Here is a 23628-nt window from a genome sequence, read left to right on the forward strand (position 1 = left end):
GTATGCTATAATTTTTACACATAATGCATCTTGCTCCAAATGAACGGATAGGAAATGGAGGTTATCGATTTATGAAATCTTTTAAGATTGTGTCCTTACAGGTTATCTTAAGTGATGGGAACATTAAGGATATTGTATTAGAGGATGGCCTGATTATTAATAAAGAGGATGGAAAAAAGACTTGGCTAATTGAGGCTTACATCAGTAAGGAGTATTACGACTTTTTCCGCACGGCACAACAAAGTCCGGATGATTTGAATGTTCAAGTAGTTATTACACACGAATCAAACGACCCTGCACCTTTTAGTACGCACATACGGGGAATTAAACAATTTGAAAATCACATTAGCGTTTTATTGGAAGGCTTTTTAAAGGTGAAAAGGAGCAATTATGCAGAGCTTCTTCTGAGCGATATAGTAAGGGAAGGATTTACAGGCGAAGAACTAATTGAGGAATTTAAAAATAGAATGAAAAAGCGAATTAAATATGTAGCTTCTAAAAAGGTTCAAGAATAAACGAAAGATAAAAAGCTCCTGTTATATTCAGGAGCCTAATTCACTTGACTTGTTAAAGATTGAATTAAATATTTTGCTTCTGCCTTACATGAGTAGGAGTAATCTTTTTTCAGCTCTTTTTGTAGCTGATTTATTTTTTCTACCTGATCCGGAGTAGGAACTTCAGTTAAAATCTTCTCAATGGTTTCATTGATTTTTTTGGCAACATCTTCATGAAACCTTGGATCTTTCTTAATATCATCGCTTACCTGTCCAAACCAGGAGGCGTGATTATTAATATATTCTCTCCACTCTTTCATAAAATCCTCGAGATTATATTTATTTTCGTCCCATTTGATATTTTCCATATATTGCTCAAATACAGTCGAAATGGAACGACTAATACTTATTTTGATTCCTGGTGATAGCTCATTAAACATCTATTTAAAGAACCCCCTAAATAAATAGCTATTTAGATATATTATTATACCTATTCTCTACTATTGTTGAATTTTACTCTAAAAACCAAGAAACTTCAACTAAGTCTCTTTTTTTAATCTATGTTGTTTCTTTCATTTCAACTAATGAACATGGGTAACGACAAAATAAGCAGGTTACTTCCTGCTTATTTTACTTTTTACTCTTTTTATAGTCTTCATTTTTGAGGTCTTTATTATATTCATTATCATTTTCGTTAATATCGTTCACATTCTTAAAGTTCTTATCCGTATTCATTTGTTTATTATTGCTCTTATTAAATTTATCTTTATCTACATTATTCATGTTTCTATTTTCGTTAACACCATTATTTAAACTCGGCGGTGGTGGCTCTTGTTTTTTCGTATTACATCCTGTCAACAAAATAGCGATCAGGGAAAAACTTAAAACCCATCTAAGCATTTTTCGATTCATGAAGACTTCTCCTTTCGAGGTGTGCTCTATGGATAACTTTCCCCTTCCCCGCTGAAAACATACGAAAAACTAAGGAGCCTTTGAGAATCTATTCTATAACTAAATTTAAACTGGTCCTTCCAAAAAGCGTAGATACGGCATCATTTTCCAATAGCAAACATTAACTCTGTCTCACATGCAATTTCGCCGTCTACCTTTGCAACGCCTTTTCCTTTACCTACTGGACCTTTTAAACGCAATATCTCAACTTCTAATACCAATTGATCGCCAGGTCTAACTTGACGTTTAAATCGACAGTTATCAATTCCTGCAAAAAGGGCAAGTTTGCCGCGGTTTTCTTCTTTTTTAAGCATAGCAACGGCCCCTACCTGCGCCAATGCCTCGACAATTAATACTCCTGGCATAACTGGGAAATCTGGAAAGTGTCCGTTAAAGAACTCCTCATTTCCTGACACATTTTTTATCCCTACCGCTCTTTTTCCTTCTTCTACCTCTGTGATTTTATCAATGAGTAAAAACGGGTAACGATGCGGGATAATTTCTTTAATTTGTTGAATATCTAACATATTCTTAACCTCCTGTATTTGAATGCGTAAGCGCCGAATTCTTATATCACGAAAAAAGGAAAGGATAATCCTTCCCCCTTATTTTTTATTTACAAGGTCTACAATATGAGTCCAAGTCGATTTCGATAATGCATCAAAAGGATTTCCATCGCCAATAACGCCATATCCAACTATAAGGCCGGATAAAACACTAATCACAATTGCAACCAATACAAGAACGACTCTCAGCCAAATGGGAATAAGTCGAACACGGATTTTTTCTCTTCTGGCTGTTCGTCTTTCCTCTATTTTTTTTCTCTTTTTATATTGCGAACGTGATTCTGATTTTGGCTGGATTTCCTTTTCTGTCATTCTAATATCCCCTTTAGCGAAGACCGTTTACTAACCCCATCATTTGATCTGAAATCGTGATAGCCCTTGATTGAAATTGATAATTTCGCTGGACATTGATTAGCTCCGTCATCTCTTGGCCTAAATTCACATTTGAACCTTCTAATGCACCTTGCTGAATGGAAATGTTATTCCTTGATTGCCCGACCATATTAGTAAATACATTTGTGCCAGTGACGCCATTGTTCGGTAAGCCAATCAAATTATCACCATATTGTTCAAAAAACTGCGGCTTGTTTACAGTTATCACACCAAGATTAAAGGACCTTGTTTGTCCATTGTCTAACTTTACTTGCAGGTTACCTTGGCTAGTTATTGTATAGCTTTCCGCATTTTTCGGGAAGGTAATCATTTTATTATTTTCGTCCAAAATCGGATATCCAGAACTATTTACAAGCATCACTTCGTTGTTTCCTACCGGGGAAAGCGATAAATTTCCATCTCTTGTATAACGGACTTCACTTTGTCCATTTTCATTCGTTAATACCTTTAAAAATTGGTTCTCAGTAGTAAATGCAATATCTAACGGACGTTTTGTTTCCTTTACATTGCCTTGGGTTAAAAGCATTTGTGATTGAGCAATTTTTGCACCAGTACCTAGACGAATGCCGAGTGCCGTATTTCTGCCGATTTCTTTCTTGGTATCCAGCTGATTATTGAATTGTTGAAAAAGAAGGTCTGAAAAGGTTGCTTCTCTTTTTTTAAAACCATTTGTGTCAATATTGGCCATATTATTACTAATAATATCGAGTTGTTTTTGCAGTTGATTCAATGTATTGGATGCTACAATCATAGATCTATTCATTAGAAAAACCCCTCACCTTCCTAGCCATTTACTCGTCCAACTTCATTAACCGCCTTATCCATACTGTGGTCATATGCCTGCAACACTTTTTGGTTTGCTTCGAAGCTTCGGTAAGCCGATAGCATATCTGTCATGGTTTGCGATACATCCACATTGGAACGTTCCAAACATCCTTGCTTTACCTGAAAACTTGCACCAGGGGCTTGAGGAAGCGCGGAGTTATTATCCATTCGATATAATCCATTGCCTTCTTTTATCAAGCTATTGGAATTTGCCGCAATCGCAATCCCTAAAGTTCCTGCCTGTCTGCCTTGTTCGCTTATCTGACCACTACTGTCCACAGTAAAGTCCACACTGTTTAAACGAATTCTATTCCCACCCCGGTCTAAAACATAAAGACCATTTGCAGTTGTTAAGTAGCCTTCTCCGTCCAAGGTAAAGTTTCCGTTACGCGTATATTTCACATTGCCATCTTTATCCTGAACGGAAAAAAATACAGCGCTTGTGGAATTTGGATTCAAATCCTGAAGGGCCAAATCCGTTTTATTTTGTGTTTCTTGCAAATCTCCTTGAAGAAACTTGGGAAGAACCTCTTGCATGTATACACCAGTATTTACAGCTCCAACCATGGAAGAGGAAGGAATTGAAAATGCGTTCTCAACTGGAACCGTCTGCTTACCCATGCGCTGTAAAAGAAGCTCAGGAAATGCCCTTAAAGACGATTGATCCGCTTTAAATCCAGGGGTATTCGAATTAGCCATATTATTGGTTAAAAGATCTGTTTTGCGTTGTTGTGCAACCATTCCCGCTGCAGCCGTATAGAATCCTCTAAGCATTTTTCATTCCCCCAAATGTGAGTTCATTACACTAAACGACGGTTTGCAATTTTATCCATGTTTTCAAGCATAATACCTGTACCAATCGCAACAGAATCCATTGGATTTTCCGCTACTAATACTGGTACCTTTAATTCTTCTGCCAATAATTGATCGATACCATGTAACAATGCACCACCGCCAGTCAAGATTACACCGCGGTCAATAATGTCTGCAGATAATTCAGGCGGAGTTTTTTCCAATACATTTTTAGCTGCTTGGACAATAACGGACACAGATTCTTTAAGAGCTTGTTCAACTTCTTTAGAATTTACCGATATGGTTCTTGGTAATCCGGTAACCATATCGCGGCCGCGAATTTCCATTTCTTCCTTACGAGAACCAGGGAATACAGTGCCAATGTTAATTTTGATGCTTTCCGCTGTACGTTCACCAATTAACAATTTATATTCTTTTTTAATATATTGAAGGATTTCATTATCAAATTTATCTCCTGCCATTTTGATGGAAGCAGAAGTTACAATATCACCCATGGAAAGAACTGCGATATCGGTTGTACCGCCGCCAATATCCACTACCATATTTCCGCTAGGCTGGAAAATATCCATTCCTGCACCAATCGCTGCGACCTTTGGCTCCTCTTCCAAATATACTTTTTTACCGCCGCTTTTTTCAGCAGCTTCTCGAATGGCCTTTTGTTCTACACTTGTAATATTAGTAGGACAACAAATTAGGATTCTTGGCTTTGATAAAAATCCTTTTACGTTTAATTTATTGATAAAATGCTTTAGCATTGTTTCTGTTACGTCAAAATCAGCAATTACTCCGTCTTTCAACGGACGAATAGCTACGATATTTCCTGGTGTTCTTCCCACCATTCGACGGGCTTCCTCCCCAACAGCTAAAACCCTATTAGCATTTTTATCAATAGCCACAACAGATGGCTCGTTTAAAACGATTCCTTGTCCTTTTACATGAATTAATACGTTAGCAGTACCTAAGTCTATTCCTATATCCTTTGCAAACATGTACGTTACTCCTTTCATAGTGGGCAAACTAGCTTGAACGTTAATAAAGGGCAATCTATGTAAATTTTATTTATGTCAAAAGTCCCTATTTCCCTAATTTTATATTTTAACATATTTTTGTCGAGTTTAGGCATTCATTGTCAAAAAATCTTTTAAAAATTAGTAAAAAAATAGGAAATAAGAAAAGCGCAAGTGCCGCACCTCCGGCTAACGCTTGAGTGAATTCACACTTCAAATCTCATTTGACGCAACATACAACAAACACGCGAGGAACGATTCGATGCCGGCTTATCGCAGGGAGAAGATGTAGGTATCCGCTAACCAATAGGCTCCTTGCGGCAGACATAATGAAAAAGAAGCAATCAATTTGTCAATTGCTTCTTTTTATCATTAGTTATTTTGAAATTCTTCTTTTTTATACTTTTGTTTTGTTGCTTCTCCGCCACGTAAATGCCGGATGGATTTATGATAATCTAATATTTCTTTCACTTCATTTGCTAGTTCAGGATTAATTTCCGGTAATCTTTCTGTTAAATCTTTGTGGACAGTACTTTTGGACACGCCAAACTCTTTCGCAATTACACGAACCGTTTTTCTCGTCTCCACGATATACTTTCCAATCTTGATAGTTCTCTCTTTGATGTAATCGTGCACACCGCTCGCCCTCCCCAAATTGGATGAGAGAAGTGTGAAATGAGACTCGCTTTCCCTTTCCACGGAGTATACTGTAGCAACGCATAAGAAAAAGGCTTTCGCTGCTTTTCCTTTACCTTTTATGCGCAAGAGAGCAAACAATCATGCTCTCCCCTTCTAGAAATTCTTCATGACCGCAACTATATATAGTAATACTTTACGATTACTCACCTCAAACACTCTCTTTGTTTTTGTCAGGTTTGTAACATTGTATTAGCTTGGGTAAAAATATATGCACAAAAACCATAATAAGGACAAGGTGTATGGATAATTTTCCGAAAATTCGTTAACTTAGTCATTGATTCTCTAATAAAATTATAAGTTTGAACGATTATTCCTAATTACGGCTTTACTGCTTTTTTGCTATTGATCATTTTTATCACAAAATGATAAAAAGAGCGGAATGCTTTGAAATTCCGCTCTTAACTCTTATTACATTAGATTAGCCTTGACTATCATCTGTATTTTGTGAATTGCTATTATCACTTGAATTGTCGGTACCGTCGTTACTCTCTGCTGCATTATCATCTTTTGAATTACTTGATTGATCATCACTATTCATTTGATCACTGGCAGAGGATTTACTTTCTGCTTTTACATTTTCAAGTGCTGATATGGACTTATTAAAATAAGTGTTTGGGTTTAAAGCTTGATTATCTTTGCGAATCTCAAAGTGTACATGTGTTCCAGCTTTTTCATTTAACTGACTTGTACCTGCTTTAGCAATGATTTGATTTTGCTTTACAATATCCCCAACTTTAACTTGAATATCTTTTACAGACTGATACTCAGTTACAACGCCTTTAGTGTGTTCAATTTCAATAACGTTGCCAAGTAAGGAGTCATTTTCATTTACCTTAATTACAGTACCGCTCATAGCTGCTACAACGTCAAATTCTTTTCCATCCTTCATCGCAATATCAACCCCGCGATTAGGTCGGAATTGGTTGCCGTTATATACTAAGATAGCTGCTTCTTGTTTTTCCGCTGAAGCTTTCGAATCATAGAAGTCCTTTACGATTTTTGCTGCATCTTTATTTTTTACTGGCCATTTGAAATTTTCTAGTGTTTTACTAACCTCTGTGGCAGGGTTATCATACTCTTTTTTTCCAACTAAGTTATCCCCACGGTAACTAAAGTTCTTTTTAGCAGATTCATTGCCTTTAGACTGATACCAGAAAATTCCCGAAATAAGTAATGCAGCACATACAAGATAAATTGCCGGATATACCCAACGTTTTTTAAATATGCTTTTTCCGCGTTTTTTTTGAGAAGATAATTTCTTTTCTTCCTCTCTCATTTTCATCACCTCTGCATCCATTTTGAACAGATACAGGGAAATATATACATCTATTTTGAAAAAATTTTTAAATTCTTATTATTTAGCATTTATGACGATATTATGTATGATTTTTTTCATTAATTTTTTCGCATCTTTGAACAGAATTTTCAAAAAGAAATAAGCCCTCAATGATTGAGAAGCTTATTTTTTCGCTGTTGCCTTATTTAAGAATTGATCTGTGTTGGTAATTTGAACACCTTGATAATAATATTTAACAATGTCTTTATAGCTCTTTCCTTTCTTCGCCATTTCATTAGCCCCATATTGACTCATTCCAATCCCATGACCATAGCCTTTCGTCGTAACAATTATTTGGTCGCCTTGACGCACCCAGCTAAAATCTGCTGAACGTAAGTTAAGTTTTTCTCTAATCTCTCGTCCGGTAAACTGTTTACCGCCAATCTTAACTGTTCCAACCCGATTCCCATGAGTCCGTGATGTAATCGTTCCAACGTTTCCTGTATTGGGTAACTGAACTCCAAGTTTATTTTCAAATTCAGAAACAGGAATCTCTTCTTTAAAATTGAATTTCGGGGATGATATATCCCAAGGGCTTTTTACACTCTTTAAATAAGGGACTGGTTGATCCCAGTAATCTTCCGAGTTTTCGGTATAGCCGTTACTAGTGGAAAAGAATGATGCTGTAATAGGACTTCCATTGTAGGTCAAAATTTGGCCTGCGGTTGCTTCAACAGCATCGCGAATTTTTTTTATGTTTTGGTTGTACTTATCTTTCCATTCTTTTTTTAATTCATCCATATTTTGATAGACTTGAAAGTTCGTTGTGTCTTCTACCATAGCGCCTTTTGGAAGGCTGCTATTGCCGCCATACATTAACTGTTTCACAATAAAGGTGCGGGCCGTTAGTGCTTGCGCTTTTAAAGCCTCTTTCTGAAATGTGGCGGGCATTTCAGATGCAACTACTCCTACGACATAATCTTCTAGATCCGGCTTTTCAATTTCCTTTGTTTTTGTTCGATATACCGCAACCTCAATTGCAGGTTCTGTAGTTTTTGGTTTTTGTAATTTTTCATCAAGCTTTCCACTCACTTTTTCGGATGAAAAAGGTAGGACGAGTAAGGTAGGTACAAGAAAGGATACGGCAATTACTAGAGAGAGAATTAGCAGGACTGGTTTTATTTGTTTCATGCTTGATGCCTCCATAATGTATTTAGGATGGGCTGTTTTCTTATAAATTGTTGCTTTTCGTAATTTGTTTTAAATCCTAAATTGGACTTAGATTTGGCGCATCTTTTCTTAAAAAAGATACTTATTCTTATAGTTTTCTAATATATAAAAGCAACAAAGATTAAGAAAATAGCCTTGATAAACCCAACTACTCATAATTATGGTGAGAAGCATGCTTTTATGATTATTTCTATGAAAAATATATGTACTAGTAAAAAAGGGATGATAGAGTTGGGTAAGAGATTTTTTTAAAAGACTTATACGAATGGCATTTTTGCAAAATAAAAAAACCCCTACAAAACATTGTACGGGTTTTCCTTCATTTTCATACATTTACGTCAGATACATATTCGTTAACCTTGGTTACAATTTCCACTTCATCATTAATTCGTTCAATGTCAGCACCAAGGCTTGCTAATTTTAGATGGAAGTTTAAGTATCCACGGTCCAGATGTTTTAATTCCGTAACACGTGTATAACCGTCCGCTTTTAAACCAGCAATGATTAAGGCCGCTGCAGCTCTAAGGTCTGTTGCTGAAACCTCAGCACCTTGCAGCTCGCTAGGACCATTAATGATAACTGAACGCCCTTCGATTTTTATATCTGCATTCATTCTGCGGAATTCTTCCACGTGCATAAAACGATTTTCAAATACTGTTTCTGTAATAACTCCTGTCCCTTCTGCACAAACAAGAAGAGCCATCATTTGCGATTGCATATCTGTTGGAAAGCCTGGATGAGGCATAGTCTTAATATCAACAGCCTTTAGCCTTTCTGGACCGATAACCCTTAAACCTTGTGGTTCTTCGATAATAAGAACACCCATCTCTTCCAGCTTTGCTACTAATGATGTAAGATGTTCAGGGACTGCACCTTTTACAAGGACATCTCCACCGGTTATTGCTGCTGCAATCATAAATGTACCGGCTTCAATTCGGTCTGGAATAATCGTATGTTCCGTTGCAAATAGACTTTCTACACCTTCAATACGAATTGTTCCAGTTCCTGCACCTTTTACAATGGCACCCATTTTATTCAAGAAGTTTGCCAGGTCGACAATTTCCGGTTCCTTGGCACAGTTTTCAATCACAGTCATACCTTCCGCCAATGTTGCAGCCATCATAATATTTTGCGTTGCTCCAACACTTGGAAAGTCTAAATAGATTTTCGAACCTTTTAAACGTCCTTCTGATTCTGCTTCAATAAATCCATTTCCTACTTTTACTTTGGCACCCATCGCTTCAAATCCTTTAAGATGCAAGTCGATCGGTCTTGAACCAATTGCACAACCGCCAGGAAGAGCAACACGAGCTTTTCCCACACGGGCTAATAATGGTCCCATCACAAGTACAGAAGCACGCATTTTTCGTACATATTCAAATGGAGCTTCAATTAATAACTCTCTTGATGCATCTACAGTGATTTCATTATCTTGAAAGGTTACATTTGCATTTAAATGGCGTAACACTTCACTAATTGTATATACATCGGAGAGTGTTGGTACATCACGTATAACACTTTTTCCTTCACTAGCTAACAATGATGCAGCGATAACAGGCAATACGGCATTTTTAGCACCTTCAACTTGTACCGTACCATTTAACCTTTTTCCGCCGCGGACGATGATTTTTTCCAAGAGTATTCCCCTCCGCGTCCATTTTCTCTATATTAATATTCAATCGTTATGATAGGTGTGCCAATAACGAAGGTCGTTTTAGCGCCCAATCCATTTTTTCTCAGTCCAATTTGCAAATTCATTTTATTATTTTTTGTTGGAATGGACTCGGAAAATAAAGGCGAAAACGCTGAAATTGAGTAAAAGTCTTTTTCCTTTAAAGATTCCAATTCCTTTGCGTTAAATCCTTGCAACAATTGCTCTTTTTCAGTCAATAAAACATTTTCAATTTTATCATTGAATTCGCCTTTGATACAAGAGAAAATTGTTGGTTTATCCCTGTAAAGAACATCCAATTTTTTTGGTAGGATTTGATCGATTTTCATCGCAAAAGTAGAATTCCAACTGCGACCTTTAATCTCATATAATAAATACGATGATGCAGAAAATTTTGTAGGGGTCGACATAACTTTTATTGTTTCGACAAATTCTTTGTGGTTTTTCATACCTATTGCGAGCCCCGATTTGCGATCGACCTTCCAATCCATAAAAGGATATTGCTTTTTGAGGGATTTTACTTTCTTATCCCAATCATTCATTGATTGAATCTCAATGGATTCTCTTGCATATAAAGACCATTCATTGATACTCCCATTTTGCTTCTTGACCATTTCAGCTATTTTGTCTAAATCTGTGGTATAAAGAGCTGCATTGGTTTTATTCCCAAAATTTGCGAACATAAAACAAGTGATAATGACAAAGATTAAAAAAATCATTTTCTGTTTCAAAAGTATCCTCTCCCTTAGTAAAAGTGTTTACCAGAAAGGGCCAACACATACTTGGGAAAAGTCGTCATCTTTTGACAGTTGTTTTGCAAAACTTTGGTATAAAAAACCACATTAAAGTAGACGGATTATCTACTTGTAATGTTACAACTATTTTACACAAAAGTTAAATTCATATTACATCATAATGAATTATAGTTCGTTTGAAAACACTTAAGAAGTCCTATTTTTAACAAAATGATGACATTATGAGCTGTTTCTAAGAATTATTGCTTTTATTCCATTATAACTTTCTAAGAAGTTCCTGTTTTGGGCACCTTTTCTCATTTATTTTCATAATTAAAAACAATAAAAAAATATTGGATATTAGATTTTTAAGGTGTCGTATTTTAAGAAAAGAGCCTTTATTGAAATATAAGAGGAAGTTGTTGTGACCATAGAAGGTAATTGAGAAAAAAATTACTTATGGATGATCCGATGGCAATGGTTAATATAATCATCAACAGCCTTGCTTGAAATACACGATTTGGTTTTAAAAGCTTTTCATAATTTAGTGCTTGTAATGACCAAAACGTAATCGCAAAGAAAAATATATGTACGATTATACTGATTAAAGCTTGTTGTCCGAAATCAGCTACCATATTTTGCACCCCTTTTATTTTAATCCTTAATTCAATTGCCGGATGGACTAATTTTGCGCAAGGCAATTTTTATTTTTTGGTAACTCTCACTCAAGTGGGTCTCTAACAAAGTTCATTGATAAAAAACACCCTCTGTAAAACAGAAGGTGTTCTCTTATATTAGAAGCGGTGTTCAGCAACATTTATACGATTTATCGCACGTTTAAGAGCAAGTTCTGCACGAACAAGATCAATATCATCTGTCTTAGCTTCTATTCTCTGTTCGGCACGAACTCTTGCATGTTTTGCACGTTCGATATCAATGCTTTCTGATTTTTCAGCTGTTTGAGCTAAAATGGTTACTTGTTCAGGTCGCACTTCTAGAAAACCGCCACTTACTGCTACAAGCTCAGTGTCGCCGCCTTTTTTTAACCGAACAGCGCCAATTTGAAGTGGAGCTACGGTAGGAATGTGTCCAGGTAAAATACCCAGTTCACCGCTTTGCGCCTTTGTAATCACCATTTCCACATCTGAACTATACACTGGGCCGTCTGGAGTGACAATACTGACTTTCAATGTCTTCATCTTTGATCCTCCTGGTCCCTTATTATACCTCTACGCCCATCTCTTTAGCTTGTTTCACTACATCCTCAATTGGACCTACAAGACGGAATGCATCTTCTGGCAGATGATCGTATTTACCCTCTAATACTTCCTTGAATCCGCGAACTGTTTCTTTTACTGGTACATAAGAACCCTTTTGACCAGTAAACTGCTCAGCCACGTGGAAGTTTTGTGATAAGAAGAATTGAATACGACGAGCACGGGCAACGACTAATTTATCTTCATCGCTAAGTTCGTCCATACCTAGAATCGCAATAATATCTTGTAATTCTCTGTAGCGTTGTAGGGTTTGTTGTACTTTACGTGCCACAGTATAATGCTCTTCCCCAACAATTTCAGGAGAAAGTGCACGGGATGTTGAAGCAAGTGGATCCACTGCCGGATAAATACCCATCTCTGAAAGTTTACGCTCTAAGTTTGTTGTTGCATCTAAGTGCGCAAATGTTGTTGCAGGTGCAGGGTCAGTATAGTCATCGGCTGGTACATAAATCGCTTGGATAGATGTAACGGAACCAACATTTGTAGATGTAATACGTTCCTGTAATTGACCCATTTCAGTAGCAAGTGTCGGTTGATAACCAACGGCTGATGGCATACGTCCTAGAAGGGCTGATACCTCAGAACCTGCTTGTGTGAAACGGAAAATATTATCGATAAAGAACAATACGTCCTGTCCTTGTTCATCACGGAAATATTCAGCCATAGTCAAACCTGTTAAGGCAACACGCATACGTGCACCTGGAGGCTCGTTCATTTGCCCGAATACCATGGCAGTTTTCTTAATAACGCCGGAATCTTTCATTTCATGGTAAAGGTCATTTCCTTCACGAGTACGTTCCCCAACACCCGCGAATACAGAAATACCACCATGCTCTTGAGCGATATTATTAATCAATTCTTGAATTAGTACGGTTTTACCAACTCCGGCACCACCGAATAAGCCGATTTTACCACCTTTAATATAAGGGGCAAGCAAGTCAACAACCTTAATACCAGTTTCAAGTATTTCTACTTCTGTAGAAAGTTGTTCAAATGTTGGTGCAGTACGATGGATTGGGTCACGGCGAATTCCCCCAGGAAGTTCTCCGTCCAAGTCAATTGCATCACCAAGTACATTAAATACACGGCCTAATGTTACGTCACCAACAGGAACTGAAATTGGCTCACCAAGGTCAATTGCATCCATACCACGTTGTACACCGTCGGTAGAAGCCATCGCAATCGTACGTACAGAATCATCACCTAAGTGAAGAGCAACTTCCAAAGTTAAATCGATGTCGACTTCAGTAGCTGATTGCGCTTTATATTGAACTTTTAACGCATTATATATATCAGGTAGTTGACCATTTTCAAACTTAACGTCAACAACTGGACCCATTACTTGTAGAACGTGTCCTTTGTTCATCATTTTACCTCCTATCTTGCATTAAGGCGAAGTAAGCCCCGCCTGAATCTTCTATTTCTCATTTAGTCCGTGAATAACCCTGCGAAAAATTGTCCACGTCTAGCTCCAAGTGAAATTGGTACTTCAAATTTCACCAGCGTCTATCGGCTAGTGGATGAGCAAGGCGCTTGCGCATTTGGTCTATTCTAGTGCAGCTGCACCACCGACAATTTCCGTAATTTCTTGCGTAATTGCTGCTTGACGTGCACGGTTAAATTGTAGTGTATAAGAGTCAATAAGCTCTTTTGCATTATCCGTTGCATTCTTCATTGCCGTCATACGTGCGGCATGTTCACTTGCCTTACCGTCTAATAGAGCACCATAAATTAAACTTTCAGCATATTGTGGAAGAAGTACCTCTAGGATTTCTTCAGGAGATGGCTCAAATTCATAGGAAGTAAGCTTCTTTCCGGAAGCACCAATATCCGTTAAAGGAAGCAGCTTTTTCTCCGTAACATCTTGTTGGATAGCATTAACAAAATGATTGTAATACATATACAATTCATCAAATGTTTGGTCGGCAAACATCTGAACTGTTTTACTAGATATCTTCATAATGTCAGCAAATGATGGTTGATCCGGTAATCCTACAATATTCAACACAATATTTTCATCGCGTTTCTTGAAAAATTCGTAACCAACTCTACCAATTGCAATAATCGCATACTCATCTTTTGATTTGTGACGCTCTTTAATAGTATTAGATACTAAACGTAAAACACTGCTATTATATGCCCCAGCTAATCCTCTATCAGATGTAATAACTAAATAACCGGTCTTCTTAACAGGTCTCGTTACTAACATTGGATGAGCGATATTACTTCCAAGTGCAACATTTGCTACAACATCTTGGATTTTCTCCATATATGGTACAAATGATTTCGCATTCATTTCGGCTCTGCTTAAGGCAGAAGCGGAAACCATTTGCATCGCCTTTGTAATTTGGCTGGTTTTTTTCGTTGAATTAATACGAGATTTTAAATCGCGTAAGGATGCCACTAAGTCTCACCACCCTCGTTTTAAGTAAAGAGGTCCCATAAGTGTCTGACACCACTTGCGTCAAGCATAAAAAATAAGAGCAGCTTTTATGCGAAGTGTGGTGTCAATCCTTACATTGGGACAGTTCTAATTTTCTATTACTTACTCAGACTTAGCAAAAGTCTTTTTAAAGTCATTAATAGCAGAAGTCATATCTTCATCTTCAGCTAGCTGACCTGTTGTTCTAATTTGTTCTAATAACGCAGCACGATTATGATCTAGCCAAGAATAGAATTCTCCTTCAAAACGAACGATGTCTTGAACAGGAATATCATCTAGGAAACCTTTTGTTAAGGCATAAAGAATCATAACTTGCTTTTCCACTTTAATAGGTTTATTTAAATCTTGCTTTAATACTTCTACTGTACGAGCACCACGAGCTAGTTTTGCTTGTGTAGCTTTATCAAGATCTGAACCGAATTGAGCAAATGATTCAAGTTCACGGAATGACGCTAGGTCTAGACGAAGTGTTCCGGCAACCTTTCTCATCGCTTTAATTTGGGCAGAACCCCCAACACGAGATACGGATAGACCCGCATTAATCGCTGGACGTACACCAGAGAAGAATAAATCCGATTGTAAGAAAATTTGTCCATCTGTGATGGAGATTACGTTTGTTGGAATGTAAGCGGAGATATCCCCTGCTTGTGTTTCAACAAATGGTAATGCAGTGATAGAACCGCCACCAAGTGCGTCACTAAGCTTAGCTGCACGTTCCAATAAGCGTGAATGTAAATAGAATACATCCCCAGGGAATGCCTCACGACCTGGAGGACGACGTAATAATAGAGAAAGCTCACGATATGCAGCAGCTTGTTTAGACAAATCATCATAAACAACCAATACATGCTTACCGTTATACATAAATTCTTCTCCCATTGTTACACCAGCATATGGAGCAAGGTATAATAAAGGAGCCGGTTGTGCAGCTGACGCCGTTACTACGATTGTATAATCTAATGCGCCATGCTTGCGAAGAGTCTCAACTGCACCGCGTACAGTAGATTCTTTTTGTCCAATCGCAACATAGATACAAATCATATTTTGATCTGCTTGGTTTAAGATTGTATCGATTGCTACTGTTGTTTTACCTGTTTGGCGGTCACCGATAATTAACTCACGTTGGCCGCGTCCAATAGGTACAAGAGCATCAATCGCTTTAATACCTGTTTGTAATGGTTCATGTACAGATTTACGATCCATTACACCAGGAGCTTTACTTTCAATCGGTCTTGTTTTTGTTGTATTGATTGGTCCAAGACCATCCACCGGTTGTCCTAGTGGGTTTACTACACGTCCGATTAATTCTTCCCCAACAGGTACCTCCATGATACGTCCAGTGCGGCGAACCTCGTCACCTTCTTTAATATCGCGGAATGGTCCTAATATTACGATACCGACATTGTTTTCTTCCAGGTTTTGAGCAAGACCCATAACACCGTTTGAAAACTCTAATAGCTCTCCAGCCATGGCATTATCGAGACCATGAGCACGAGCAATACCGTCCCCAACAGATATAACGGTACCAACATCGCTAACTTTCATTTCAGACTGATAATTTTCAATTTGTTTTCTTATCAGCGCGCTGATTTCTTCAGCCTTAATGCTCATGAATGTCACCCCTCATTTCTTAACTGATTAACTCACGTTTTAGACGGTCAAGTTTTCCTTGTAAGCTTCCGTCAAAAATACGGTTGCCTATGCGGACCTTAACGCCACCAAGTATATTTGAATCAATAATATTTTCGATATTTAAAGATGTTTTTCCAACTTTTTTAGCAAATACAGAGGAAATTGCTTCGCTTTCACTTGCTGATAGCGGGCGAGTCGAGTACACGACAGCTTCTGCAATTCCACGTTCATTATTTACTAATTCAATAAAGCTCTCTGCTACTGCTTCCATTTCCTCTTCACGATGAGCATCGCAAAGTAGCATTAGAGTGTTTAAAACATAAGTGGAAGTTTTAGAGAACACTTGCGTTAAAATTTCCTTCTTCTTTTCAGAAGGAAGCTTTGGCAATTTTAATAGATTTTTAAAATCTGCGTTATCCGCAAGTGCTTTTTTCACTTCACGAAGTTCTGATTCATACTGCTCAAGCTGATTATTTTCTTTAGCCAATTGAAAAAGCGCCAATGCATAACGTTTTGCTACTGCACTCATCGTTTTTCTCCTGCCTCTTGAATATAATCGCTAATAAGTTTTTCTTGATCAGCAGCACTTAATTCCTTCTCAATTACTTTAGAAGCAATTAGCACAGATAGAGATGCTACTTGTTCTCTCAACGCAGCAACAGCTTTTTCTTTTTGTTGTTCAATTTCAAGTTTCGCTGCTTCTTTAATGCGTTCAGATTCCCCGCGGGCAATGGCAATAATTTCTTCGCGTTGAATATCCCCTTGCTTCTTCGCATTTTCTATCATTGTTTGTGCTTCTTGACGAGCTTCTTTTAAAATAGAGCGTTGTTCTTCTAATAATTTATTTGCTTCAACTCGGCTTTTTTCAGCCGCTTCAATTTCATTCGCAATATGGTCTTCACGTTGTTTCATGATGCCCATTAACGGCTTCCAAGCAAAGATCTTAAGCAATACTAGCAAAATAATAAACATGATTAGCTGGAAAAGGATATCGCCTGTATTCAAATGTCCATGTGCAGCCAATCCAAGTACAAAGCCACTCGTTAACACCTATTATTCACTCCTTCCAGAGTTATTGATCCTATTCCCAATAATGGGTGGTTCATAAAACTAAGTATTTCTTTTTGCCCCTGATTATCCAAGGTATTTTTCGGGTTTTTACCCGATATATCTATACTTATTATCCTTATTTTTTACTCTACATAAAGGAATGGCGAAGGATTCTCCAGTAATCTTCGCCATTTTGAAAATGTAAATACTATCTATTAACAACCATGAAACCAATAACAACCGCGATAATAGGAATCGCCTCTACTAGCGCAATACCGATGAACATAGTTGTTTGAAGCATTCCACGTGCTTCTGGTTGACGAGCAATCCCCTCAACTGTACGACCTACGATAAGACCGTTACCAATACCGGCACCGATAGCGGCTAAACCGATTGCAACTGCTGCTGCAAGTACACCCAAACTCATTATAAAGTTCCTCCTTTAAATGTATAAAAAATTTATAGTTTTGATATTTTACCCCTGTATTTTTTTACAGGATTATATTAATGGTCGTGGCTAACTTTATGAGCCATATAAACCATTGTTAACATGGTGAAGATAAATGCTTGAATGGAACCTACGAAAATTGAAAATCCTTGCCATGCAAGTGTCGGGATAATTGCCCCGATAGTGCCTCCTACAGAAGATGCAAGACCTGCCGATAGAAGCCCTAACAAAATTTCACCCGCATAAATATTACCGTAAAGACGCAAACCTAGTGTTAATGTATTTGCAAATTCTTCGATAATTTTCAGTGGGAATAAAAATGGAATTGGTGAAAAGAATCCTTTAACATAACCAGATAAACCATTTCGCTTCACACCATAATAATGTGTTAAACCTACAATCATTACGGCCAAAGTTAATGTGATGACTGGATCAGCTGTCGGTGACTTCCACCATAGTGTATCATCAATGACGATATTAAATGGGAGACCGAGCATATTAGATACAAAGATGTACATGATAATTGTAATCCCTAAGATGTGGAATGATCCGCCAGTTTTCCAATCCATATTGCTTTTAATAATATTTTTAACAAAGTCCATTACCCATTCCATGAAATTTTGCATTCCAGTGGGCTTCATAGCTAATCTTCTTGTGGAAACGATGGCTATAATAAGTACAATGACAGTTGCAACTGTTATCATCAGGACGTTTGCTAAATTAAAGTAAAGTCCTAAAAACTCCACCACAGGTGCTTTATGTTCCAAGCGTGCTCACCTCACTTTCCGCTTTTGTGTGATTGGATAGTTAGGAAAATAAAATCTATCATAATGACGACGTGAGAGGTCATTAATCCCAAGATAACACTAAAAACATTAAACGTATCCGGATAGCGTAAAGCAATTAACACACTGATGACAGCAGTACCCATTCTTATTAAAGTCCCCAAAGACTTAGCTGGGCGCTTTTCGCTAACAACAGCATCGCTGAAACGTTTTGTTTTCCTCATTGTCAGCCAGTGATTATATAGACTAACAGATGTACCGAGAATCAAACCTAAAAATATGGAATGATAGGGGGTAAAGCCCCAACCTAAAACGAGGAGGGATAACAGAAACAGCATAAACTTGCGATGCCTGTTAAATAGTTGTTGGAGTTCCGGCATGTCTTTCTATCTCCTAAAAGAAATGTCGGACTGTGTGAAGCATGGCCCAAATACCTGTTGCGAGGCCAAGAAGTAGTCCGATTATTAAAAATAGTGGTTCCGTATGGAAATAACCGTCTAACCATTTTCCAGCAAATATCCCAACTAAAATAGAACCTACTAATTGGGAAAGGATTGTGGCATATAAGGTCATTGCATTCAAAGGATTTTTATCCTTTTTTCCCATCATCACATCTCCACTTTCCAAGAACATTTGTCATAAAATATTCTTGTTTTGCAAATGATAGAATGGAAATTTTCACTTCTATGAAAACCAGTGAAAACCCTATCATTCTGCACCCTCTGTTAGCATACAATAGGGGAAATTTAATGTCAATGTGTTTCTTTGAAAAACGGTGTTGTCATCCCATACAGAATGGAAATTGTCACAAAATCATCAAATTTTTAATTATTTTTTTATAACTAAAAATTAGGTGTGAACCTTCTATCTATCAAAGCTCATTTTAGGAGAAATTTGCAAATTTATCTAGACCTTATTTTTTCCATTTCTGGGTTGGTTCTTTAATAAGTATCTTCGGCATTTTAAAAATATAAGAAGGTATAATGATTTTATCTATCGCCTATTTGATAGAGGATGACCAAAGCGCTTCCTCCTTTCTTAACGGAATAGACCATTCTTCAAAATCCTCTTCCCCTTTATTTTTAGCGAATGCAACTGCAGTTATCCTCCTTAGATGAGTTTGTTTTGGTAATAGAAGCTGATTATTTACCATCCCGGCACCTATGTGATTCTTAATATCTAAAAAACCAATAAAAGACATCGTTTCTGAATCGAAAAGAGCAATTCCAAATTCCTCAGCACCCATAGGTAAATATGCTTCGTATCTTATATACCCCCTTTTGTCTCCAGGTACTACGGAAAATCCCATTATCCGTGGATAACTCGGTTCTTTAACAGCAAATAAATATGGAATTTCAATCCTTTGACTGCCAGCCTCGAGTATTAAGCGCCCATCAATCATTTCTTTTGTTTTATTAAATTCCCTTGTTAAGATGGCTCTAATAGGGATGCTTTTCTCCTCCTTTGGCTGAAGAGAAAAAGACTGAGGTAATTCCCATCTTATATTCGGATTAAATTTATTTAGATTAAAGGAATAGTTAAGTGTTTTATTCGATATGTTTTTAACCGTTATATATTTTGTCCGATTATTTTTATCCTCCGCCAATATCCCGAAAGAAAGACTTCCCGGAATAATTAATGATTGAGTTTTAACGGCTTGTTCTACTTGAATTCTTCCAGCTCCTTGTTCAAATACTTTATACTGCTTTTCCTGTTGATCAAAGAGGGGTTTTGCCGTATTCATTAAGGCGGATTTAATTTCTTCCGGTTTCCACGTCGGATGCGCTTGTTTAATTATTGCCGCCGCGCCGGTAACAAACGGGGCAGACATACTCGTTCCTTGCAACATCGTATAACTCCCTTTAGGAATGGTACTGTTTATCGCTACTCCCGGCGCCGTTACATCCGGTTTAACGGACCAATTAACAGTTACCGGACCACGAGAACTAAAATCGGCTAGATAATCTTCTTCCTTTTTATAAATAGTTGAAGCTAATAGTGATTTTTGCTTTGCTTCAGATCGTATCAGCTCACCAGAATCCCTCGGTATTGTTGCTGCTGGAATAGGACATTTCTTATCAATTATTCCGGCAAAATCACCATCTGTATTATTGAACATAATTACCCCAACTGCTCCTGCTTCTGCCGCATTTATCACTTTCTCTGTAAAAGAGATCCCCCCTCTTTTTATTAATACGAGCTTTCCATTTGCATCTTTTATTTCCCCCCTATTTCCGAGTCCTCCATCTACAATAAGAACGGACCGGTCAAAGCTCCAATCTTTACTCCCATGTAAAAGAGAAAGAGGCATGTTTACTTTTATAGTAGGGATAGACAAATATGGAGTATACAAGGGTGGGGTAGAAGCACCCACGGAAATTGCGCTTGACGATGTGCCGGGAGAACCAACCGTCCACATATTTGGACCTGAATTTCCATTTGATGTAACTGCAACGACTCCTTTTGCAACTGCTTTATTTAAAGCCATACTAACAGGTAAATCAGGTCCATTAATATTTGTCCCTAAAGAAAGATTTATGATATCCATTTTATCCTTTATACTTTGATCAATTGCTGCTAAAACCTGGTCCGTTGTCCCTTTTCCTCCAGGACCTAAAACCCGGTAGGAATATAGATCAACCTCTGGTGCCACCCCCCGCATCTTACCATTAGCGGCTATAATACCGGCAACATGAGTTCCATGAATCGTCATCCCTTTTTGATCCATGGCCTCCATTGGATTATGATCCCCATCGACAAAATCAAATCCACCTTTATAACTTCCAATTAAATCTGGATGAGTGTAATCGAGACCCGTATCAATTACACCTACTTTTACTCCTTTCCCAGTTAAACGATTTCCATATTGATCAAAAATTCCCCTTGCATTTTCCATCCCTATCAATTGGTTACTTTCGCTGTTCATAAAATCTGTTGTATATACGTTTGATTCGAATATAGCTGATACTTTATTAAAGCTTTTTGCAAATCGTTCTAATTCCTCCTTTTCTCCTTTTAACGAAAAGCCGTTAAATGCCTCCGTGAAAAGATACCTGATTTTCAATGTTTGAAAACCTGAAAGGAATTCTTTAATGACTTCTTCTTTCGGAGGCTCGGTTGTAGAAAAAATCATGATCATTTCTTCATTTGAAGATGGCTTAGGAAGAGGAGGTATCTTCCAGACTTGTGCATTGCTAGAGTGCAGCATTCCTATACACAAATAGGCTGATACAACGAATACCCATATTTTTTTCATATTATCTTCCCTTTTTTCCTTAGCTTTTCTTTAATGAAATGGAATATTCAACATTAATATCCTTCCTTTCATGTATTAACGGTAATGCCCCTTTCAAAAAATGGGCATTTTTATCAGTTTTGTAAAAGCTTAAAACGGTTATCAGAAAGTATCAACAAAATACGTACACGTGCAAAGTTTTGATTTTACCATTCCATCTGTTAAAGAGTCCTTTTTACAACAAGATCAAAACATCTTCATGGAAGGTGGTGTATTAATTTGAAAAAAGTAACGAAATGGATTGGATTACTCATCCTTTCTATCGGGCTATTTTTTTCTTTCGGAGTAAGCTCATTCGCAGAAGAGCCTGATGTAGATTTCATCGATGTTTCTCATCATAACCGTGAACTGGGATTACCACTTGCATTCTTTCAAACTATAAAAGCAAGCGGCGTGAAAGGTGTAGTAGTTAAAGTTTCAGAAGATAGGTATTTTGTAGACCCCGCTGCAAGTGTAAATATAGCCAATGCAAGACAGGCTGGATTAATTGTCAGCGCTTATCATTATGCGCGTTTTACAAGCAATACAAGCGCAAAAGCGGAAGCACAATGGTTTGATAAGAAACTGAAGTTGGTTGGGTTTAACAAAGAGAAAGATGGATATGTTGTTGTTGACGTAGAAGCTGATAATTTATCAAATAGTTCCAGTAATCTTACACACTATACAAATACTTTTATTTCTGAAATGAAGAAGCTTGGATATACACGGGTGGACCTATATTCAGGATCTTATTTTTATAACCATCATTTAAAACCTGGAACATTAATCATTGATAAACCTTGGATCGCGTCCTATCCTAAATATCCACAAAGAGGAAATCCCACAGCACAATTCTCAAATGGTAAAGGTGCATGGCAGTGGGCGGAAGACTATCAATTTATCGGAATGAGCAGCTATGGATATTTCGACGTGTCAGAGGATTACGCAGGCAAATACAGTACAAAAACCAAGTCTACCCAGAAGGTTATTCATCATGTAGGAACTATCAAGCCTATATCTATCGTAGATTACTTAAAATCAAAAAAAATGGATTCCTCCTTTAAGGCACGGCAAAAACTAGCCTCTAAATATGGAATTGCGGATTATAATGGTACTGCAGCCCAGAATCTTGCCCTGCTTGCCAAACTGAAGGCTGGTGCAAAACCCGCTAAAATTAATCTTCAGAATAGTAAACTTACAACAAAACCCTCCACAGCATTAACAACAACTTACAAGGTAAAAAAAGGTGATACATTAAGTGGTATTGCCCAAAAATTTCACACGACCGTTTCTAAGCTAAAGTCATTAAATAAAATAAAAAATGTTAACTTCATTCGCGTTAGGCAAACAATAAAAATTCAAGCTAAAGGCCAAAAAACTACTATAGCGGCAAAATACCACAAGGTCGTTAAAGGGGACACATTATGGGAGATTGCGAAGAAAAATAAAACAACCGTAAAAAAATTAAAATCCTTGAACAAATTAAAATCGGACATTATTTATCCCGGACAAAAAATAATAGTGAAGTAATTAATTTCTTAGGAAAAAACTCTCACTAAGAATACAGTACAGGATCTGAGCGGACAGACGTTCCGTTATTAGCTAAAAAGCAGTCATTTTTGAGTATTTTTCAGCAAATAACGTACTCAGTGTCCGCAAACACCCTCAAAAATACCTTATTTATGAAAATAACGTACTTAGTGTCCGCGAAAGGTTACCAAAAACGCATGGTTTTACTTTCGGTGGTTACCCCTAAAAGTTAGAGTTTTATTATGCAGCTGATTGGCTGGATTGAGTTCGGTATTCAACTGGACTCATTCCAGCCAATTTTTCTTTTGAACGTTCATTGTTATACCAGTAGATATATTCTTCTATTCTTCTTTTTAATTCTTCATAGCTTACTAGAATCTCCCCATAATACATTTCTTGTTTTAAAATGCCGAAGAAATTCTCCATCGAAGCGTTGTCTGCGCAGGTTGCTTTACGTGACATGCTTTGGAATATTTTATTTTCTTTTAACGTTCTGACCCATTGGTTGTGTTGATAATGCCAGCCTTGA

28 protein-coding genes are annotated in these 23628 nt (G+C 37.3%); 2 read left to right on the forward strand and 26 right to left on the reverse strand.

Going from position 1 to position 23628, the window contains the following annotated elements:
• Window positions 1-71: 71 nt before the first annotated feature.
• Entirely contained in the window at window positions 72-515 is a 444-nt protein-coding gene (locus AN964_RS18935; protein ID WP_055741384.1) for a YwpF-like family protein, read from the forward strand.
• Window positions 516-550: 35 nt separating this feature from the next.
• On the opposite strand, the gene AN964_RS18940 is transcribed toward AN964_RS18935, so the two are convergent.
• The 25 genes from AN964_RS18940 to AN964_RS19055 all read right to left on the reverse strand — a co-directional run bounded on the left by AN964_RS18940 (window position 551) and on the right by AN964_RS19055 (window position 21551).
• The gene (locus AN964_RS18940; protein WP_055741385.1) at window positions 551-934 is read right to left on the reverse strand and encodes a hypothetical protein; all 384 of its coding nucleotides are present in this window, start codon (window positions 932-934) and stop codon (window positions 551-553) included.
• Between the two features lie 190 nt (window positions 935-1124).
• Window positions 1125-1406 (reverse strand): hypothetical protein, encoded by a 282-nt coding sequence (locus tag AN964_RS18945; RefSeq protein ID WP_055741386.1) that lies wholly within the window; start codon window positions 1404-1406, stop codon window positions 1125-1127.
• Between the two features lie 140 nt (window positions 1407-1546).
• On the reverse strand, window positions 1547-1972 hold the full coding sequence (gene fabZ / locus AN964_RS18950) for a 3-hydroxyacyl-ACP dehydratase FabZ (protein ID WP_055741387.1): 426 nt from the start codon (window positions 1970-1972) through the stop codon (window positions 1547-1549).
• 78 nt (window positions 1973-2050) lie between these two features.
• Window positions 2051-2323, reverse strand: a complete 273-nt coding sequence (locus tag AN964_RS18955; RefSeq protein ID WP_055741388.1) for a DNA-directed RNA polymerase subunit beta — start codon at window positions 2321-2323, stop codon at window positions 2051-2053.
• A gap of 13 nt (window positions 2324-2336) precedes the next feature.
• Window positions 2337-3167, reverse strand: coding sequence for a flagellar hook-basal body protein (locus AN964_RS18960; protein ID WP_055741389.1), 831 nt, complete (start codon window positions 3165-3167; stop codon window positions 2337-2339).
• Between the two features lie 20 nt (window positions 3168-3187).
• The gene (locus AN964_RS18965) at window positions 3188-4003 is read right to left on the reverse strand and encodes a flagellar hook-basal body protein (RefSeq protein WP_055741390.1); all 816 of its coding nucleotides are present in this window, start codon (window positions 4001-4003) and stop codon (window positions 3188-3190) included.
• Between the two features lie 26 nt (window positions 4004-4029).
• On the reverse strand, window positions 4030-5031 hold the full coding sequence (locus tag AN964_RS18970) for a rod shape-determining protein (protein ID WP_055741391.1): 1002 nt from the start codon (window positions 5029-5031) through the stop codon (window positions 4030-4032).
• 390 nt (window positions 5032-5421) lie between these two features.
• Window positions 5422-5685, reverse strand: a complete 264-nt coding sequence (gene spoIIID / locus AN964_RS18975) for a sporulation transcriptional regulator SpoIIID (protein ID WP_055741870.1) — start codon at window positions 5683-5685, stop codon at window positions 5422-5424.
• A 481-nt stretch (window positions 5686-6166) separates the two neighbouring features.
• Window positions 6167-7024 (reverse strand): stage II sporulation protein SpoIIQ, encoded by an 858-nt coding sequence (gene spoIIQ, locus AN964_RS18980; protein WP_083489501.1) that lies wholly within the window; start codon window positions 7022-7024, stop codon window positions 6167-6169.
• A 183-nt stretch (window positions 7025-7207) separates the two neighbouring features.
• A complete protein-coding gene (gene spoIID / locus AN964_RS18985; RefSeq protein ID WP_055741393.1) occupies window positions 7208-8215 on the reverse strand; it encodes a stage II sporulation protein D in 1008 nt (335 codons plus the stop codon).
• A 364-nt stretch (window positions 8216-8579) separates the two neighbouring features.
• Entirely contained in the window at window positions 8580-9890 is a 1311-nt protein-coding gene (gene murA, locus AN964_RS18990) for a UDP-N-acetylglucosamine 1-carboxyvinyltransferase (protein ID WP_055741394.1), read from the reverse strand.
• Between the two features lie 32 nt (window positions 9891-9922).
• A complete protein-coding gene (locus AN964_RS18995; RefSeq protein WP_055741395.1) occupies window positions 9923-10657 on the reverse strand; it encodes a YwmB family TATA-box binding protein in 735 nt (244 codons plus the stop codon).
• Window positions 10658-11058: 401 nt separating this feature from the next.
• Window positions 11059-11295 carry a DUF1146 family protein gene (locus AN964_RS19000; protein WP_055741396.1) on the reverse strand — a complete coding sequence of 79 codons (237 nt, stop codon included), beginning with the start codon at window positions 11293-11295 and terminating at the stop codon, window positions 11059-11061.
• Between the two features lie 159 nt (window positions 11296-11454).
• On the reverse strand, window positions 11455-11859 hold the full coding sequence (locus tag AN964_RS19005) for a F0F1 ATP synthase subunit epsilon (protein ID WP_055741397.1): 405 nt from the start codon (window positions 11857-11859) through the stop codon (window positions 11455-11457).
• Window positions 11860-11881: 22 nt separating this feature from the next.
• Window positions 11882-13303: a F0F1 ATP synthase subunit beta gene (gene atpD, locus AN964_RS19010; protein ID WP_055741398.1), complete on the reverse strand. Its 1422-nt coding sequence runs from the start codon at window positions 13301-13303 to the stop codon at window positions 11882-11884.
• A 180-nt stretch (window positions 13304-13483) separates the two neighbouring features.
• Window positions 13484-14341 (reverse strand): ATP synthase F1 subunit gamma, encoded by an 858-nt coding sequence (gene atpG / locus AN964_RS19015; protein WP_055741399.1) that lies wholly within the window; start codon window positions 14339-14341, stop codon window positions 13484-13486.
• Window positions 14342-14482: 141 nt separating this feature from the next.
• Window positions 14483-15991 carry a F0F1 ATP synthase subunit alpha gene (gene atpA, locus AN964_RS19020; RefSeq protein ID WP_055741400.1) on the reverse strand — a complete coding sequence of 503 codons (1509 nt, stop codon included), beginning with the start codon at window positions 15989-15991 and terminating at the stop codon, window positions 14483-14485.
• A gap of 19 nt (window positions 15992-16010) precedes the next feature.
• A complete protein-coding gene (locus tag AN964_RS19025) occupies window positions 16011-16541 on the reverse strand; it encodes a F0F1 ATP synthase subunit delta (protein WP_055741401.1) in 531 nt (176 codons plus the stop codon).
• On the reverse strand, window positions 16538-17062 hold the full coding sequence (gene atpF / locus AN964_RS19030; protein WP_055741402.1) for a F0F1 ATP synthase subunit B: 525 nt from the start codon (window positions 17060-17062) through the stop codon (window positions 16538-16540). The genes AN964_RS19025 and atpF overlap by 4 nt, the downstream gene beginning before the upstream one ends.
• A gap of 208 nt (window positions 17063-17270) precedes the next feature.
• Window positions 17271-17483: a F0F1 ATP synthase subunit C gene (atpE, locus tag AN964_RS19035; protein ID WP_055741871.1), complete on the reverse strand. Its 213-nt coding sequence runs from the start codon at window positions 17481-17483 to the stop codon at window positions 17271-17273.
• A gap of 83 nt (window positions 17484-17566) precedes the next feature.
• The gene (gene atpB / locus AN964_RS19040; protein WP_055741403.1) at window positions 17567-18277 is read right to left on the reverse strand and encodes a F0F1 ATP synthase subunit A; all 711 of its coding nucleotides are present in this window, start codon (window positions 18275-18277) and stop codon (window positions 17567-17569) included.
• 11 nt (window positions 18278-18288) lie between these two features.
• Window positions 18289-18675, reverse strand: a complete 387-nt coding sequence (locus AN964_RS19045; protein WP_055741404.1) for an ATP synthase subunit I — start codon at window positions 18673-18675, stop codon at window positions 18289-18291.
• 13 nt (window positions 18676-18688) lie between these two features.
• Entirely contained in the window at window positions 18689-18901 is a 213-nt protein-coding gene (locus AN964_RS19050; protein ID WP_055741405.1) for an AtpZ/AtpI family protein, read from the reverse strand.
• Window positions 18885-19007: a hypothetical protein gene (locus AN964_RS27350; protein WP_280513086.1), complete on the reverse strand. Its 123-nt coding sequence runs from the start codon at window positions 19005-19007 to the stop codon at window positions 18885-18887. Before AN964_RS27350 ends, AN964_RS19050 begins: the two co-directional genes overlap by 17 nt.
• A 288-nt stretch (window positions 19008-19295) precedes the next feature.
• Complete coding sequence (locus AN964_RS19055) at window positions 19296-21551, reverse strand: S8 family serine peptidase (protein WP_055741406.1); 2256 nt, start codon at window positions 21549-21551, stop codon at window positions 19296-19298.
• A gap of 258 nt (window positions 21552-21809) precedes the next feature.
• Here AN964_RS19055 and AN964_RS19060 point away from each other — a divergent pair, with 258 nt between their 5' ends.
• Window positions 21810-23099, forward strand: coding sequence for a GH25 family lysozyme (locus AN964_RS19060; protein WP_055741407.1), 1290 nt, complete (start codon window positions 21810-21812; stop codon window positions 23097-23099).
• Between the two features lie 240 nt (window positions 23100-23339).
• Here AN964_RS19060 and AN964_RS19065 read toward each other — a convergent pair.
• Window positions 23340-23628, reverse strand: a 289-nt coding sequence (locus AN964_RS19065; RefSeq protein ID WP_161809292.1) for an IS3 family transposase, incomplete at its 5' end; no start/stop codon positions are given.

It is taken from the genome of Heyndrickxia shackletonii (genome assembly GCF_001420715.1).
Classification (GTDB): Bacteria; Bacillota; Bacilli; order Bacillales; family Bacillaceae_C; genus Margalitia; species Margalitia shackletonii.